Here is a 15,083-nt window from a genome sequence, read left to right on the forward strand (position 1 = left end):
GCTTTTGTGTTGGGCCCCTGTCGCTTTGTCGAATTTCGCAACACCGTGATAACAATCATTGCTGGCCTCGGCAGGGGCGTATCCCTTGCCTTTGACAGTGCAGGCGTGGATCAAAACAGGGCCATCGCTGCGGGCTTTGGCGCTGCGCAGCACTTCCAAAAGCTGGCCCATATCATGCCCGTCGACGGGACCGATGTAGGTAAACCCAAGTTCTTCAAAAAGCGTGGCGCCGGCGGCTGTGCCTGTCACCAGTTGGCGTGCACGCCGCGCCCCTTCGCGCATTGGTCCTGGCAGGTTTGCCTCAAACGCCTCGCCCATTTCTTTGAACAGGTTCAACGGCGAATTCAAGTTGGACAGATAAGAGGACATGGCACCAACGGGCGGTGCAATGCTCATATCGTTGTCATTCAGGATCACAAACAAGCGGCGGCCTTCATGGCCTGCGTTGTTCATTGCTTCGTAGGCCATGCCCGCGCTGATGCTGCCATCACCGATCACGGCAATGGCGTCGCCTGTGGTCATGCCCAGATCGTGACCCGTGGCAAATCCAAGAGCAGCCGAGATCGAGGTTGATGAGTGCGCCGCGCCAAAGGGGTCGTATTCGCTTTCACTGCGTTTGGTGAAGCCCGACAATCCGCCTTCCTGGCGGATGGTGCGCATCCGGTCACGGCGTCCTGTCAGCACTTTGTGGGGGTAGCATTGGTGGCCTACGTCCCACACAAGTTTGTCGTGGGGGGTGTTGAAAACAGCGTGGATCGCGACACTCAGCTCTACAACACCAAGCGAAGATCCAAGATGCCCGCCTGTTTCAGAAACCACATCAATCACTTCGGCGCGTAACTCATCGGCCACTTGATGCAATTCACGATCAGACAGGGTCTTAAGGTCTGCGGGGGTATGAACACGGTCAAGCGTGGGTGTGTGTGGTTTTGTCATCGGAACATTTCCCCCAAGGAATAAGTTGAAAAGGCGTCGCACCAGTAAACCGGTGCGACGCCAGTCTCCTGTAGCCAACAGGAAGGGAACCGGGGTGTGGAGACCCCGATATCAGATCCCCCGGGAAGGAAGGATCTGATGGCTGCCAGGCAGGGTGGGAACGCGAATAACCACCCTGCCCAATCTCTTAATTCGCCTCGGCGCTGATCGTCGCAAGTTCAGGCCAGTCGGCGATGACGTTCAGACCCTGCAGCGGTTGCTGGTATCCTTTGTGACAGGTCTTACAGGCGGCTTTTGGCGCGTCTGCAAATACTGGCCCAAGGCGGTTTTCAGGGTAAACGTCACGCAGTGGAACCAACCAGTCGTTGTTCAGCTCTTGCACCATCGAGATCCCAAGGCTTTCGGTACCCCATTGCGGAGTGACCTGCGCGGGATCATAAAAAGCGCGCGAGTTGTGACAGAACACGCAGTTCACCCCAAGGGAGTTCGATACGTAGTTCATCAGACTATAGGTCCGTTCGGTGTGCTGGATCGTCGGTGTCACGCCATCGGCAGGGCTGCCTTCAACGCGGCTTTCCAGATCATGCACTGCGATCGTTTCGTAGTTCAGCAAATAGGCTTCCAACGCATCACTTGGCAGCGATGTGCTTTGGCTGATCGAGGTGGCACGGTTCTGGACAGCTGCCCATCCCGCGACGTTCTCGTTTACAGCGCCCATGCGGAACCAGATTTCAGATGGCACGTTTTGACCGCGGTGACAGGTGTAACAGTTTACACCGACTTCCTTGTTGGCGTTGACGTGACCATCCCAGTCTTCATTGATCGACTGGGTCATCTGGATCATCGAGCGTGCAACAACCTTGGTATAAAGGTCATCGCTTGCGTATTCACCCTCATCCGCACCGGCGTGACAATAGGCACACCCCTGATCTGGCGCGACCCAAAGGGTCATCGCGTTCATCAGACGGTTAAAGTTGCCTTCGCTAACATCCCCAAGCACTTGGACATTTTCGTAGATGTCCTTGGCCAGCGGCTCACCTGCTTCGACCTCGTAAGGGGCTTCGGTGTAGTAGTCAGCGATTGTCGGGTCGGCCTTGGCCAGATCCGCTTTGAACTCAGGAACAGACATCCCTGTGCCGCGCGGGCCTGTTTGCATGCTGTCGGTCGCAAAGGGTTGCCCCCATGTGACCAGCAGAGCCGCCGCAAAAACGGCCCCACCAGCAGCGCCAACAATAATGGCGGGTTTGTAGATATCGACTGGGTTTTTGGAATTCCAGTCATCGAACCACTTGGGTAGCATGATTACTCTCCTTTACCGATGAAGGCTTCGTAAGAGCCGTATGCTTCGTAGCCATATGAGCCATCATAGAGCGGAGCGAAGTGGTGCTCTTGTGCCCAGATGAACCAGTTGTCCACGACTGTCCCCGTCAGCAAGATGCCAATGCCGCCTGTGATCGGAGTGAGAACTGCGAACCACCAGGCCCAACGGTGGATACCTTCCATGGTGGCGTTAAAGCCCATGGTCCAGCGCCAGAAGAGACCCGCACGTTCCGAAGCTGTGCCGCGGTCGTAAATCTGTTCCAGCTCACGGTCGCCGCCAAAACGGGTAACCGCCAGAATGGTCGCGCCGTGCATCGCAAACAGCAGGACCGAACCATAGAGGAACACAATCGAAAGACAGTGGAACGGGTTGTAGTACAGGTTGCCGTAACGGATCGAGAACGCTGTCGTCCAATCAAGGTGCGGGAAGATGCCGTAAGGCACAGCCTCTGACCATGATCCCATAAGGACCGGACGGAACAGGCCAAGCACGAGGAACAACCAGATGGCAGAGGCAAACGCCCATGCAATATGTTTGCCCATCTTGTGATCGGCGGCCAGTTGATACGACCGCAACCACCACGCCATGACAGACACCAGCAAGAAGAACGAACTGATGATATACCAGCCCCCTTCGTTCAGCGGTGGCATGCTCAGGCCGTATTCAGGCGATGGCGGCTCAAGAGCCAGCCAGAACAGCTGACGCAGGAACTCGGGGATCGACCAGCCCACTTGTGACAGCATGTTCATGCCCACAATGTTGAACCAGATCAGACCTGTCGCCAGAGAGATAACCCCGAAGCTGCCCAGATAAATCGGACCAAGCTGCGCGTTACCGATCCAACCAATGAGGGTTGAGAAGCCAGGTTTCCCCGTGCGCTCTTCCATCATGTTGTTTTCGTTGTCCATGCCCCATTCAGGTGCGCCCTGAACTTGGACTTGGGTGAAGATGTTTTGATACTCAGGCATAATTCTTACATCCCAATCTGCGAGGGCCAGATCGGCAGCTCAAGCCACCAGTTCCACCACTCAGGCCAACCTTTGGTCCAGACAGGACCGCTAATGACGATACAGACGGCCGACCAGAAACCAGCATTCAGCGCCAATAGCAGACCCACGCGGTGGATGCCCAATGTGCCGACCGAATAGCCGATGAAATCGCGAAAGAACGTATCTTCATGATCAGGTGTCTTGGCTTCTTCGCCCTTTTCAGGGTTTGCCGCCGAGAGAACCAGAGCCCCGTGCAGCGCAAGCGCCAGTGTCGTCGTAAAGAAGAACGTCACAGCCAGCATGTGTGCGGGGTTATAATGGAAGTGCAGATAGGCGTAGCCTGTGTTGCTGACCCAATCGAGGTGGCTGAAGATCCCGTAAGGAAACCCATGCCCCCAAGCGCCCATAAGCGCGGGACGGATCACAACCAGCGTCACGTAAGCAAAGATCGCAAAGCTGAACGCAACCGGCACGTGGTAGCCCATACCGAGCTTGCGGCAGATCTCGACCTCGCGCAGCGCCCAACTGACGAAAGCGCCTACGGCACAAAATGTGATAATTTGCCAAAGCCCACCATCAAGCAGCGGCGCCATGCCCAGACCATAGGACAGGTCAGGTGGCGCAATGTTGATAAGCCATGGATTGAATGTGCCCTGTTGAGAGGCACCCCAGAAAATAAGGATCGTCCCGAGAAGCGCAAAGAAGGCAGTCGTGACCCCAAAGAAGCCCACGTAAAATGGACCTACCCAGAAGTCGAACAGATCGCCACCGATCAACGTCCCTCCGCGGACGCGGTATTTTCTTTCGAAGCTGAGCATTGCCATCTTCTTAGTCTCCGCATTGTGCGGCAGGGAGGGATTAAGCCTCGCGCGCCGTCTTGAATTTCAAACTGTGGATAACCGAGGGCGACTGGCCAGGGGCAGCCGCCCTCGGAATTCTTAGGTGCATCGCGCTAGCGATTAGCCACCATTCTTTGCGGCAGCGATTTCAAACCAGTTGAAACCGTCTGTCGACAACAGAACCAGGTGGATCATCGCGGCGAGCAGGAAAAGGAAAACGCCTTGTGCAACAAACACGCGACGCGGATCAAAGATCATCCAAATTTTATAAAACTTAGCCATCTGTCAATCGCTCCTTAGAACCACGGAAACACAATGAACGTGGCGATGTGAGCAACGATTGCAACTGCCGAAAACAGCCACAAACCACTCATATACACCGAGTGCAGCTCTTGTGCTTGCTCATCGGTCAGCCCAGTAAAGGACAAGTCAGCCATTAGAATTCCTCCAAAGCTGATGCCGCGCACCCCCCGCGGCCGGGTTACGACGAAGGCTCATCCCTCGTCACAATCCGCCACCCCGGGGGGGAATGGCGAATATCGTAAAGAACCCTTCCACAGTTCTTCCCCCGAACGAGCGGCTAGAACGCTCGGGAAAACTCTTGTTTGGCGGGCCATTCCACTGGCCTGCCAGTCACCGCATCTTAGGCGGTGAAGATCATCGGCGTGATGATCCGCGCTTGGCTCCATGCGCGCGCGATCGGACCGCGGCGGCTGATGGTGCCTGATTTGAAGCTGGACAGCGCCCATGAAAGCGTGGCCAGCGGCAGAGCAAAAACGAAGATCACTGCGAAATAGACACTGAATTCGGTCTGGTTCGACTTGTGCTTGGTTTTGGCCGTTGGTGTGTTGGATGTCATGTCAGTCATGCTGACTCTCCCTTCATTGCCTGTCCCGCTGATGGGGACAAAGCTTCGACAGTTTCGCGCACAACGCGCTCGGCACCTGAATCCAGCGCAGCTTTTTCAGCAGCATCGCGCAGGGTTTTGGCGGCGGAAATTCGGGTCAGGATCGGATGGGTCTCGACGATTTTATCAAGAGCCGCCTGCGCATCCGCATCCCATGGGAAGTCGCGGCGCAGTGTTGTCGGCGTCGCCTCGGCCGCGTCCATCTCGGTGCCCAATGGCAAGATGTGGAACAGCGCATCGAACAGGCCATTGCACACGTCTTGCAGTAGATAGGTCGCCCCCGCATACCCCATGAAAGGCGTGCCTGTAGCACGGCGGATCGCAGCACCGGGGAAGCTGGCCGGAATGAACGAAGGCGATGGGCCAAAGCCTGCCTTCATCTCGGCCATATACATCTTTTCGTTAATCGACCCCATCACGATCAGCGGGCGCTTTTGATGGATCATCGCGCGCACTTGGTCGTTGTTGGTTTTCTTGCCAGCAGTCCGTGCCACGGCAAAGGCACAGGGCAGGCCCAGATCGCTTTCCAGGAAATGACGGATGCCACGCGCGTAGGTTTCATTTGCAACAATGCCAAAGCTGGCCGTTGCAAAGAAATCTTGCGTCACGCTGCGCCACAAGTCCCAGACGGGTTTGATGGTAGAGTGCTTTTCACGCTCGATGAAAGGTTCGGGATCAAGGCCCAACAGCTCTCCAAGGGAACGCAGGAATTTCGTTGTGCTATCAATCCCGATGGGCGCTTGGAGATATGGTTTTCCCAATACCTCACACAGTCCGCGCCCGAACTCGCGGTACATGCAGATGTTCACATCGGCATTTACCAGATCACGCATCTCAGCCACGTGGGCACCAAGCGGCATAACCATATTCACCTCGGCGCCAATGCCTTCGGCAAGACGGCGGATCTCGGCCAGATCAGATGGCATGTTGAAGGTGCCATACATTGGCCCAAGAATATTCACGCGGGGGGCAGCGCCCTCTTCGCGTTTCTTTTCTTTGGGCATGCGGCCCTTGGTCATGCCGAATTCGGTAAAGATCCATGTCATGGCGCGGTCGGCCGCTTCCCACTGATCTTCGTCAATCGTGCGTGGCAAAAAGCGTTGGATGTTCGTGCCCATCGGCGTCACGCCACCGCCGATCATCTCGGCGATAGAGCCGGTCACAACCACAGCAGGCAAAGCCGGATCAAGCGTGCCCCAAGCGCGTTTCATGGCGCCTTCGGTGCCATCACGGCCCAGTTCTTCTTCACCCAAACCCGTTACCACGATTGGCAATTCATGGGGGGGCAATGCGTCTGTATAATGCAGCACCGATGTAACAGGCAGGTTTTCGCAGCCCACTGGCCCGTCGATCACGCATTGCAGGCCTTTGACCGCGCAGAATGCATAAACAGCACCCCAGTAGCCCCCTGCTCTATCGTGGTCTTGCACCAGCATTACACCATCTCCTGCGCTTTGGCGGCGCGTGCTTGTTTTTCGATTTTCTTGAGGTTGAGCGCACGGAAGTCCTCGCGCACATTTGGTGCGCCTTCCCAGACACCAGCGGTGTCGCCATGGCCAACGCCTTCGAAGAAGTCGCGCATCGTGTCCATACGTTCCTTGTTGCCCATCGCAGCGGTGACGACGTCTTGCAACGATCCAGCACCCGCAGGGCCCATCAAAGGACGCGCAGAAATAAGGTTTGTGAAGTAAAGCGAAGGGATGCCCAACTCTTTACCCTTTTGCACAACAGGTGTTGTGCCAATGGCCAGATTGGGTTTGATCGCTTCCATCGCAGCGCAATCGTCTTCCAGCGACGCGCGGAATTTCACCGATGCGCCCTTGCTTTCCAGCCATTCCGCATCGGCGGTGTTCCAAGGCGTCTTGGCGCAAGCGGTGCCAACATAAGGCACCTGTGCACCGCTTTCGATCAGCAGGCGCGCCACCAAAAGCTCGCTGCCTTCATAGCCCGACACATTGATCACGCCTTCAATCTGCTTTTCTGCCAAAGCGGCTTTGATCGCAGGCAAGAAGGCGTTTTGTGACGCCGCGACCTGATCTTTGGACAGGCCAAAGGCCTCGCCGATACCAGCCAACCAATTCGCCGTGCCATCCAGACCCACAGGGGCCGAGCCAACAACAGGGCGGCCCGCCGCCTGAAACTCGCGCACAGCGCTGGTGTAAAACGGATGGATCGCGGCAACAGCCCCACAATCAAGCGCAGAATATAGCTCGCGCCATTCACGCGCTGGCACAACAGGACCAGCGGCCAGACCCATGGGGGCCAACATCGCGCCGATCATCATCGGATCAGCCGGAAACATCTCGCCCAAAAGGGTCACTGTCGGGCGATCGCCTTTGCCACCGACAGGGGCAGGCACGGGGCCAGCCTCAATCTCTTTACGGGCGTAATTCAACATCGCACCGGCCAGAACATCCTTGGCTTCGGCATGTGTCGGAATACCAAAGCCTGGCACATCAATGCCCACGATCCGCACGCCATTTATTTCGTCAGGCAGCAACCGTAGCGGCACGCCTGACGCCGTTGGCACACACAGGTTTGTCACAACGATTGCATCGTATTTGTCAGGGTCTGCCAGCTCATGCACGCTTTCGCGGATGTCCTCGAACAGTTTGCCCGTCACAAGTGTTTCAGAGTTGAACGGCACATATCCAACCGAACGCCGCGCACCGTAAAAATGGCTCACAAACGTCAGGCCATAGACACAACAGGCCGATCCCGACAAAACTGTCGCAGTGCGGCGCATCCGCAGACCCACACGAAGCGATCCAAACGCAGGACACATGGATTGCGGCTTGTCATGCGGACCGGTGGGGTAGTCTGCTGCAAATTTTTCCAAAAGCTCGGCGTTGCCGGACAGCTTTGCCGCCTCGGCCATATCACTGCCAGAATGACACCCAAGCGCATCTTGTGGCGCGGTCATTGCGTCACCTTCCACGCGGGCTTCACCCTGCATGACCTCGGCTTCTGCCGAAGTGTCATATGTGATTTCAGAACTCACTTGGCTTCCTTTTGCATCGGGCATTTTTGCGCCGATTGTTTTTGTGACGCTGGTTTTTGGGCAGAAACAGTCTCTGCTTGCCGCGTCAGCACGTCGTCAAATTCCTGAAGGCGTTCGAGATCAAACATCGTCATACACCACTTCAAGGCTGACTTTATCGACAGCATTTTTGCCGCGCATATCCAGGTCGGTTGCGGGTTCCAGAACCACGTCGCCCCCTGTTTCAGACGCATCAAACAATCCAAGCAACCCATCTTGATCCAGCGGGGTCGGGCGCACCGGTGGTGCGATGGCAACCTCATCGCCAAGACTTGCAAAGAGCGATCCCCACTGCGATTCAGCGGTGCCGACAATTTGGTAGTTGGCCGATTTCTTGCGCAGATCATCGTCCTGCGGGATCGCGGCAAGGATCGGAATATCGACCGCTTTGGCAAAAGCCGCGGCCTCGCCCGTGCCGTCATCTTTGTTGATCACCAGCCCCGCAACGCCGACGTTGCCGCCCAGTTTGCGGAAATATTCAACCGCCGAACACACATTGTTGGCCACATACAGCGACTGCAAATCGTTCGACGCCACAAGGATAACCTTCTGCGCCATATCGCGCGCGATCGGCAGGCCAAAGCCACCACAGACAACATCGCCAAGGAAATCCAGAAGGACATAATCAAAGTCCCAATCATGGAAGCCCAGTTTTTCCAGCAACTCAAACCCGTGGATAATCCCGCGACCACCACAGCCGCGCCCCACTTCGGGGCCGCCAAGTTCCATCGCAAAAACGCCACCGCGCTTGAAGCACACATCACCGATTTGCACTTCTTCGCCGGCCAGCTTTTTCTTGGTGCTGGTCTCGATGATCGTCGGGCAGGCTTTGCCACCAAACAACAGGCTGGTCGTGTCCGACTTGGGATCGCAGCCAATCAACAAAACACGCTTGCCCTGCTCGGCCATCATATGGCTTAGGTTGGCCAGCGTGAAGGATTTGCCAATGCCGCCTTTGCCGTAGATCGCAATGATCTGCGTTTTGCTTGTGGGCTCTTCCGCAATGATGTCGGCCAGATCTTCATGCGCCTCATCGCGCAGACGCTGGTCGAAATCCTTCAGGTTTGGGACTTCATCTTTCATGCGGCTTCGCTCCAGTTGAGGATCATTTTCAAGCAAGCAGGATCGCTAAACGCTTGCTCATAGGCGGCAGGCGCGTTGGCCGCCGCGTGTTCATGTGTGATCAGTCCGTCCAGCGACAGCGCACCACTTTCGACAAGGGCACGTGTTGCGGTCAGATCGGCTGGCGACCATTCAGCCGCAATGCGCAAACGCGCCTCTTTCATAAAGGCGGGCGGGAAAGCAAAAGACAGCGGCTCTTGATAGAACCCCGCCAGAACAATCTCGCCACCTTTGGCAATCCGCGTGATCCAGTCATTGAGCAGATCGCCACGCCCCGACGCATCATAAATGGCGCGGTAGTCGCGGCGCGTGTCGGCATCAGGGTGAATGACGTTATAGCCCACGGCACCCTGTGCACGGTTGCTATCAATTTCCCAGACCGTTGGCGCAGGACCACCCGCAGCAACCGTAAGGCGCGCAAGCAACCGGCCCAGAACACCGTGGCCGATAATCAATTCAGGCAGCGCCTTGTCGACACCCGCCAGCGCATGACGCGCCGTTGCAGCCAGCGCAAGCAAAGCACCCTGCGGACCAAAGCCCGCATCAATGCGTGTCACCCGATCAGCAGAGGTAACCAAGCGACGGGCAGAACCGCCGAACAGACCAAAGGCCCCATCATAGCAATTCGCACCGGGGACAAAGACATGCTCGCCCACTTTATAAGATGTGTTCGCGCCTGCTTCGACGACAACGCCAGCAGCCTCATAACCCGGCACAAGCGGATAACCCATTCCGGGGAAAGGCGGCATAGCGCCCGACCAGAACAGCTTTTCCGTGCCTGTGGAAATTCCAGAGTGGGCGATCTCAACAACCAGATCGTCGGCGCCTGGATCAACAAGATCCAGCTGCACAACGTCCAATTCCCTTGGACCTTTTAAGATGACGGCGGCTGTTTGCACGTCACGCTCCCCTATCGAATTCCCCGTGAAGTGAGTCGGCTAAGACTCACTTGGGCTTACATTTGTATTGTCATTTTAAACTTACACCCCAAAGTGTCAACTTAAATAGACACATTCGGCTAGACAGTTTTGCGTGCAACCACTGCGCTGGTCACAAAAGGGCGCGGCGCTTTGGGCGTTTGCACATCTGCAAAGCCCACCTCTACGCACATCTGCGCGATTTTTTCAGGTGATCGTGCTTGGCCTGTCCGCATCGCCATGCAGTAAAACGCAAAATATGCGTTGCCTGGTCCATGGGGTTTTGTACCGCCTGTCATCGGCTCACTGATGATCAAACGGCCACTTTTCGGCAGACGGTCGTAAATCTTTGCCAATAGCGCCATCACCGTTTCGTCCGAATGGTCATAAAGCACGCGGATCAAACTGATTGTATCTGCCCCCTCGGGCAGTGGGTCGGTGCGAAAACTGCCGCCTTCGATGCGCACACGGTCGCCCAAACGGGTCCGCGCCTGCGGCGCAACATCGGGCAAATCAAAGAGCGTCACATCCAGCTTGGGATAGGCTTTTGTAACCGCGGCCAGAAACGCGCCTGATCCGCCACCCACATCCATCAGCCGCCCCGCGCCTGCAAACGACACCATGCGCAATGTGTCCTCGGCGACCAGCCCCTGACTGTCGGCCATCAAGTCCGAATAGACCTGCGCCTGATCGGCTGGCATGTCACCGCCAAAAACATAGGGCCAGAAATCGGCCAGTTCTGTCTCGACCTCTCCGCGCAACAAGGCAACGGGATCCGCAAGATCGCGGTACATAACATCATGATGACGGATCATCGCTTGCAGACCCGGCACGCCAATCAAGGCAGCGCCCCGACGGGCCAGCGCAAAGCGACCCTTCTTTTCCTTCACCAGCTTCAAAGCAACACCCGCCTGCATCAGCAATCGCATCCGCTCTTCGCTCATCCCGTGTTTCAGGGCCAGCGCATGGGCTGATTGCGGCGCATCTTTCAGGTCGTTCGGAATATCCAGCGTCACCAACGCATAAAGAACCTGACTATAGACAAAGCCAGAGACCAGATCGAACAGCGCCTCGCCCTCGCGCTTTGCAATGCCCTTGGTAAACGGCAACCGCGCGGCCCACTTTTGAAACCCACGGCTGGCGATCAACCGTGTGGACCACCCCGAAATTGCGAGGGACGCCATTCTATTCGCCCGGCACTGGCGCCACAGGCGTCAGCTTTTGCGCCGTCGCTTGCACCATCTTGGCCAGCGATGCCTCTCCCGGACACGACGGAATCGAGGAAATTGCCCCGCCCAAGATATCCTTCAAGCGCCGTGTGGCACCCTGCACACCAAATTCACTGACTGCGTTGGGACGGTCGTGAATCTCGTCTTGTCCGGCAGGCTTGCCCAAAGTCTCTTCATCATAAAGCGCATCGCGCAAATCATCGGCCACCTGAAATGCCTCACCAATGCGCGCGCCAAGCTCAAACCAAGGCTCTGCGTCTTGGCCTGCGGCAACAGCGCCCATCTGAGTGGCGGCGATAAACAACGCGCCTGTCTTGGCTTGATGGTAGGCAGACAGGTTGACCTCTGCTTCGCTTTCCCAACCCTGCCCCGCGCAAATCCCGTTTGGAGATCCCGTGCGGTGCGACAAGATCTTGATCAACTCCAACGCACGCCGTGCATCGGTATCGGCCAGATCAGACAGATGCTCAAAGGCCAGCACGATCAGCGCATCGCCCGTCAAGAGCGCAAGTGGCTCACTATATTCTATGTGAATGGTCGGTTTGCCGCGCCGCACATCTGCATCATCGAAACAGGGCATATCATCATGCACAAGGCTGGCGCAGTGGATCAGCTCCAACGCGGCGGCGGCAGCATTTGTCACCTCTGGTTTATCGTCACCACAGGCCAAAGCCACGCTTGTCAGAATGGTCGGACGGATACGCGCGCCCCCGGGGGTCACGCCATAGCGCAGCGCCTGCGCCAGTTTGGGCGGCGCAGGTTTGCGCTCTCCCATTAGAATGGCTGCATCAATCGCGGCTTCGATACGGGTCGTCAACGGCATGGGGCGCTCCACAAATTAATTAAAGTGTAAACTATAGCCACACCTCAATGTGTAAACTATACTGGACACATTGTGGAAACGAGTCAACGTATCATCTGCGCCCAAGACCCAACCCTCACCGTGATCGGCGCAGGGATTGGCGGGCTGTGCGCTGCGATTAGGCTGGCCCATGCAGGTGTGCGCGTCACCGTTCTGGAACGCGCATCCGATGTGGGTGGCAAGATGCGCACCCTGCCCTCTGCCGCGGGCCCCGTTGATGCAGGCCCCACAGTCATGACAATGGCACCCGTCTTTGAACGGCTGTTTGCCGACGTGGGCGAAACCCTGTCTGACCACATCACGCTTGAACCGCTCAGCACACTGGCGCGCCACTACTGGCACGACGGCGGCCATCTTGATCTTATGGCCGACCCCGAAGCCACCGCCGCAAATATCCGCGATTGGGGCGGCGCGCAGGCCGAGGCAGACTATCGCCGCTTTGCCGCCAACGCCCGTGCCCTGTTCGAGGCCTTTGACGCCCCGATGATGGGCACGCCCGAACCATCGCAAATGGCGTTGACGCTGCAAGTGCTGCGTGCGCCCCACCTTATTCCCAAGATGGCGCCGTGGTTCACCCTTGCCCAATCCTTGCACCGGCAATTCCGTGACAAACGTCTTGCGCAGCTTTTTGGCCGCTACGCCACATATGTTGGCGGCTCGCCCTATCAGTCCCCTGCCCTTTTGGGCCTCATCAGCCATTCGGAGGCGCGCGGCGTCTGGTCCGTTAAAGGCGGGATGCGCCAACTGGCCCAAGCCCTCAAATCCCTGGCCGTCGCCAAAGGGGTGATCTTCCAGTTCGACACAGCTGTGACCCGCATCGAAATCCAAAGCGGCACGATCCGCGGTGTCATCGCCAAAGACGGCAGGCGCTTTGCAACCGACCAAGTACTTTTCAACGGGGATCCTAAGGCGCTTCAGGACGGGGTGCTTGGCCAAACCGCCAGACAAGCCGTGCCGCAAACTGCCGTGCAAACACGCAGCCTGTCAGCCCATGTGCATGCCTTCGCCGCTGAACCCAAGGGGCCTGAACTGGCCCATCACACTGTCTTTTTCGGGCGCGACAGCCGCACCGAATTTGACCCGATCGCACAAGGCCAGATGCCGCGCGATCCGTCTCTCTACATCTGCGCCCAAGACCATCCCCGCGACGGGCTTCAGCGCTTTGAAATCATCATGAACGGCCCTGCCACCACCGCAGGCCACACGACAGAACGGGAAATTGAGCAATGTCAGACACTGGTTTTCGAAACACTCGCCCAATTCGGACTGACCTTCAGCCCGAGGCCAACACCCCAAACCCTGACAACGCCCGCGATGTTCGGCCAGCTTTTCCCCGCGTCAAACGGTTCCCTCTACGGGCAGAGCCCGCATGGGCTGACAGCATCGCTCAAAAGGCCGACGGCACGCACGGGCTTGACCGGCCTTTATCTGACGGGCGGGGGGACACATCCGGGGGCGGGCATCCCGATGGCAGCCCTCTCAGGACAGCACGCGGCCGCGGCGATCATGACGGACCTTGCTTTGACATCGACGTCCCCGAAAACGGCTATGCATGGTGGTATGTCGACGGCATCAGCGCCTGCGGCACCCGCGCCATCAGCATCATCGGTTTCATAGGGTCGGTCTTTAGCCCCTGGTATCGCTGGTCTGGCCGCAAACAGCCCGAAAACCACTGCTGCATCAACGTAGCGACCTATGGCCCCGGTGGGCGCTTTACCATGACAGACCGCGGCGCCGACGCGCTGCGCACCACCGCCAACACTTTCGAAGTGGGCCCGTCCAAAATGCATTGGGACGGCGACAAACTGGTCATCGACGTAAACGAAATGGGCGCGCCCCCCATGGTCACACGCGTGCAGGGGCAAATCACGCTGACGCCACGCCAGATCACGAATGTTGAAATGCCGCTGAAACAAGACGGCAGCCATGTCTGGCGGCCCTTTGCACCGCTTGCCGATATCGATGTGAACCTTGAAGCCACAGGCTGGCAATGGCAGGGACACGGCTATTTTGACGCCAACTTCGGCACAGCGGCCCTAGAAGATGACTTCAGCTATTGGACATGGGGGCGTTATCCACATTCCCAAGGATCATTGTGCTTTTATGACGCCGACCGCCGTGACGGATCACAACTTGGCGTCGGGGTCATGTTTGAAAATGATGGCAGCATCCGTGTGCTGCGTGCGCCCCCAAAGGTGGGTTTCAAACGCTCGCTCTGGCAGGTGCGCCGCGAAACGCGGGCCGATGCGGGCTACACACCGCATCAGGTGCAAAACATGCTGGATGCGCCGTTTTATTCTCGCAGCGCCGTGCGCACACAGTTCGCAGGCGAAGAGATTGTCGGCGTGCATGAAGCCCTTGATCTCAACCGCTTCCGCTCACCGCTGCTCAAACCCATGCTGGCCGTGCGTGTGCCCCGCCGCCGTGGGTGGCGCTTCACGGATTAGCGGCCACCTCTTGCGGGTTGTTTTGCAAAATCCACCAGTTCAGCGCACCTGCGATGCTGACCCAAATCAGATAGGGAATCATCAGTGCCCCGGCGATGGCATCAACCATCCAGAAGGTGACAAGTGTGCCCGCGACCGCGACCCACAGCACCACCAAGGCCAGCATTGCCGCCTTGATGCGCTTTAGTCCAAAAAACACAGGGCTCCACAACGTATTGGCCGCAATCTGGAAAGCCCAGAACGCCAGCGCCAAACCAACGCCGCTTTGGGCCGCGATCAATGTGGCCGCGATTGAGCTTAAGATGTAAAGCGTGACCCATGTCAGCGGAAACGCCCAATCCGGCGGCGTCCAAGTGGGTTTGTTGAGGGTGCGATACCACTCATCTGGCGGAAACAAAGACCCCGTCGCCGCCGCTGTGCAGCTTGCTGCCATAAAGACAATAAAGATGGACCAGTCCATTTCGAAACCCTTTT

General features: G+C 57.4%; 17 protein-coding genes. 2 read left to right on the forward strand and 15 right to left on the reverse strand.

What is annotated here, in order from left to right; all coding sequences use genetic code 11:
- The 14 genes from L1065_RS14585 to L1065_RS14645 form a co-directional block, all read right to left on the reverse strand.
- Window positions 1-936: 1-deoxy-D-xylulose-5-phosphate synthase N-terminal domain-containing protein (locus L1065_RS14585; RefSeq protein WP_305082563.1), on the reverse strand; the 936-nt coding region annotated here is incomplete at its 3' end.
- 187 nt (window positions 937-1,123) lie between these two features.
- Complete coding sequence (pufC, locus tag L1065_RS14590; protein WP_237096243.1) at window positions 1,124-2,236, reverse strand: photosynthetic reaction center cytochrome PufC; 1,113 nt, start codon at window positions 2,234-2,236, stop codon at window positions 1,124-1,126.
- A 2-nt stretch (window positions 2,237-2,238) separates the two neighbouring features.
- The gene (gene pufM, locus L1065_RS14595) at window positions 2,239-3,225 is read right to left on the reverse strand and encodes a photosynthetic reaction center subunit M (protein ID WP_237096244.1); all 987 of its coding nucleotides are present in this window, start codon (window positions 3,223-3,225) and stop codon (window positions 2,239-2,241) included.
- 5 nt (window positions 3,226-3,230) lie between these two features.
- Window positions 3,231-4,070 (reverse strand): photosynthetic reaction center subunit L, encoded by an 840-nt coding sequence (gene pufL, locus L1065_RS14600; protein WP_237096245.1) that lies wholly within the window; start codon window positions 4,068-4,070, stop codon window positions 3,231-3,233.
- Between the two features lie 135 nt (window positions 4,071-4,205).
- On the reverse strand, window positions 4,206-4,367 hold the full coding sequence (pufA, locus tag L1065_RS14605; protein WP_237096246.1) for a light-harvesting antenna LH1, alpha subunit: 162 nt from the start codon (window positions 4,365-4,367) through the stop codon (window positions 4,206-4,208).
- A 14-nt stretch (window positions 4,368-4,381) separates the two neighbouring features.
- Window positions 4,382-4,522, reverse strand: a complete 141-nt coding sequence (gene pufB / locus L1065_RS14610; RefSeq protein ID WP_237096247.1) for a light-harvesting antenna LH1, beta subunit — start codon at window positions 4,520-4,522, stop codon at window positions 4,382-4,384.
- A 206-nt stretch (window positions 4,523-4,728) separates the two neighbouring features.
- Window positions 4,729-4,953 carry a cytochrome PufQ gene (gene pufQ, locus L1065_RS14615; protein WP_237096248.1) on the reverse strand — a complete coding sequence of 75 codons (225 nt, stop codon included), beginning with the start codon at window positions 4,951-4,953 and terminating at the stop codon, window positions 4,729-4,731.
- Window positions 4,950-6,428, reverse strand: a complete 1,479-nt coding sequence (bchZ, locus tag L1065_RS14620) for a chlorophyllide a reductase subunit Z (protein ID WP_237096249.1) — start codon at window positions 6,426-6,428, stop codon at window positions 4,950-4,952. The genes pufQ and bchZ overlap by 4 nt, the downstream gene beginning before the upstream one ends.
- On the reverse strand, window positions 6,428-7,993 hold the full coding sequence (gene bchY, locus L1065_RS14625; RefSeq protein ID WP_237096250.1) for a chlorophyllide a reductase subunit Y: 1,566 nt from the start codon (window positions 7,991-7,993) through the stop codon (window positions 6,428-6,430). Before bchY ends, bchZ begins: the two co-directional genes overlap by 1 nt.
- Window positions 7,990-8,121 (reverse strand): hypothetical protein, encoded by a 132-nt coding sequence (locus L1065_RS15855; protein WP_255766528.1) that lies wholly within the window; start codon window positions 8,119-8,121, stop codon window positions 7,990-7,992. The genes bchY and L1065_RS15855 overlap by 4 nt, the downstream gene beginning before the upstream one ends.
- Window positions 8,114-9,115 carry a chlorophyllide a reductase iron protein subunit X gene (locus tag L1065_RS14630; RefSeq protein ID WP_237096251.1) on the reverse strand — a complete coding sequence of 334 codons (1,002 nt, stop codon included), beginning with the start codon at window positions 9,113-9,115 and terminating at the stop codon, window positions 8,114-8,116. Before L1065_RS14630 ends, L1065_RS15855 begins: the two co-directional genes overlap by 8 nt.
- Window positions 9,112-10,053, reverse strand: coding sequence for a chlorophyll synthesis pathway protein BchC (gene bchC, locus L1065_RS14635; protein ID WP_237096252.1), 942 nt, complete (start codon window positions 10,051-10,053; stop codon window positions 9,112-9,114). Before bchC ends, L1065_RS14630 begins: the two co-directional genes overlap by 4 nt.
- A gap of 119 nt (window positions 10,054-10,172) precedes the next feature.
- Complete coding sequence (locus L1065_RS14640) at window positions 10,173-11,255, reverse strand: acetylserotonin O-methyltransferase (RefSeq protein ID WP_237096253.1); 1,083 nt, start codon at window positions 11,253-11,255, stop codon at window positions 10,173-10,175.
- A 1-nt stretch (window position 11,256) separates the two neighbouring features.
- On the reverse strand, window positions 11,257-12,123 hold the full coding sequence (locus L1065_RS14645) for a polyprenyl synthetase family protein (protein WP_237096254.1): 867 nt from the start codon (window positions 12,121-12,123) through the stop codon (window positions 11,257-11,259).
- A gap of 72 nt (window positions 12,124-12,195) precedes the next feature.
- On the opposite strand from L1065_RS14645, the gene crtD reads away from it, so the two are divergent.
- A complete protein-coding gene (gene crtD, locus L1065_RS14650) occupies window positions 12,196-13,779 on the forward strand; it encodes a 1-hydroxycarotenoid 3,4-desaturase CrtD (RefSeq protein WP_237096255.1) in 1,584 nt (527 codons plus the stop codon).
- Window positions 13,734-14,609 (forward strand): carotenoid 1,2-hydratase, encoded by an 876-nt coding sequence (crtC, locus tag L1065_RS14655; RefSeq protein ID WP_370641199.1) that lies wholly within the window; start codon window positions 13,734-13,736, stop codon window positions 14,607-14,609. Before crtD ends, crtC begins: the two co-directional genes overlap by 46 nt.
- Here crtC and L1065_RS14660 read toward each other — a convergent pair.
- Window positions 14,599-15,069: a TspO/MBR family protein gene (locus L1065_RS14660; protein ID WP_237096256.1), complete on the reverse strand. Its 471-nt coding sequence runs from the start codon at window positions 15,067-15,069 to the stop codon at window positions 14,599-14,601. The genes crtC and L1065_RS14660 overlap by 11 nt on opposite strands.
- Window positions 15,070-15,083: the final 14 nt, after the last annotated feature.

It is taken from the genome of Nereida sp. MMG025 (genome assembly GCF_021654165.1).
Taxonomy (GTDB): Bacteria; Pseudomonadota; Alphaproteobacteria; order Rhodobacterales; family Rhodobacteraceae; genus Nereida.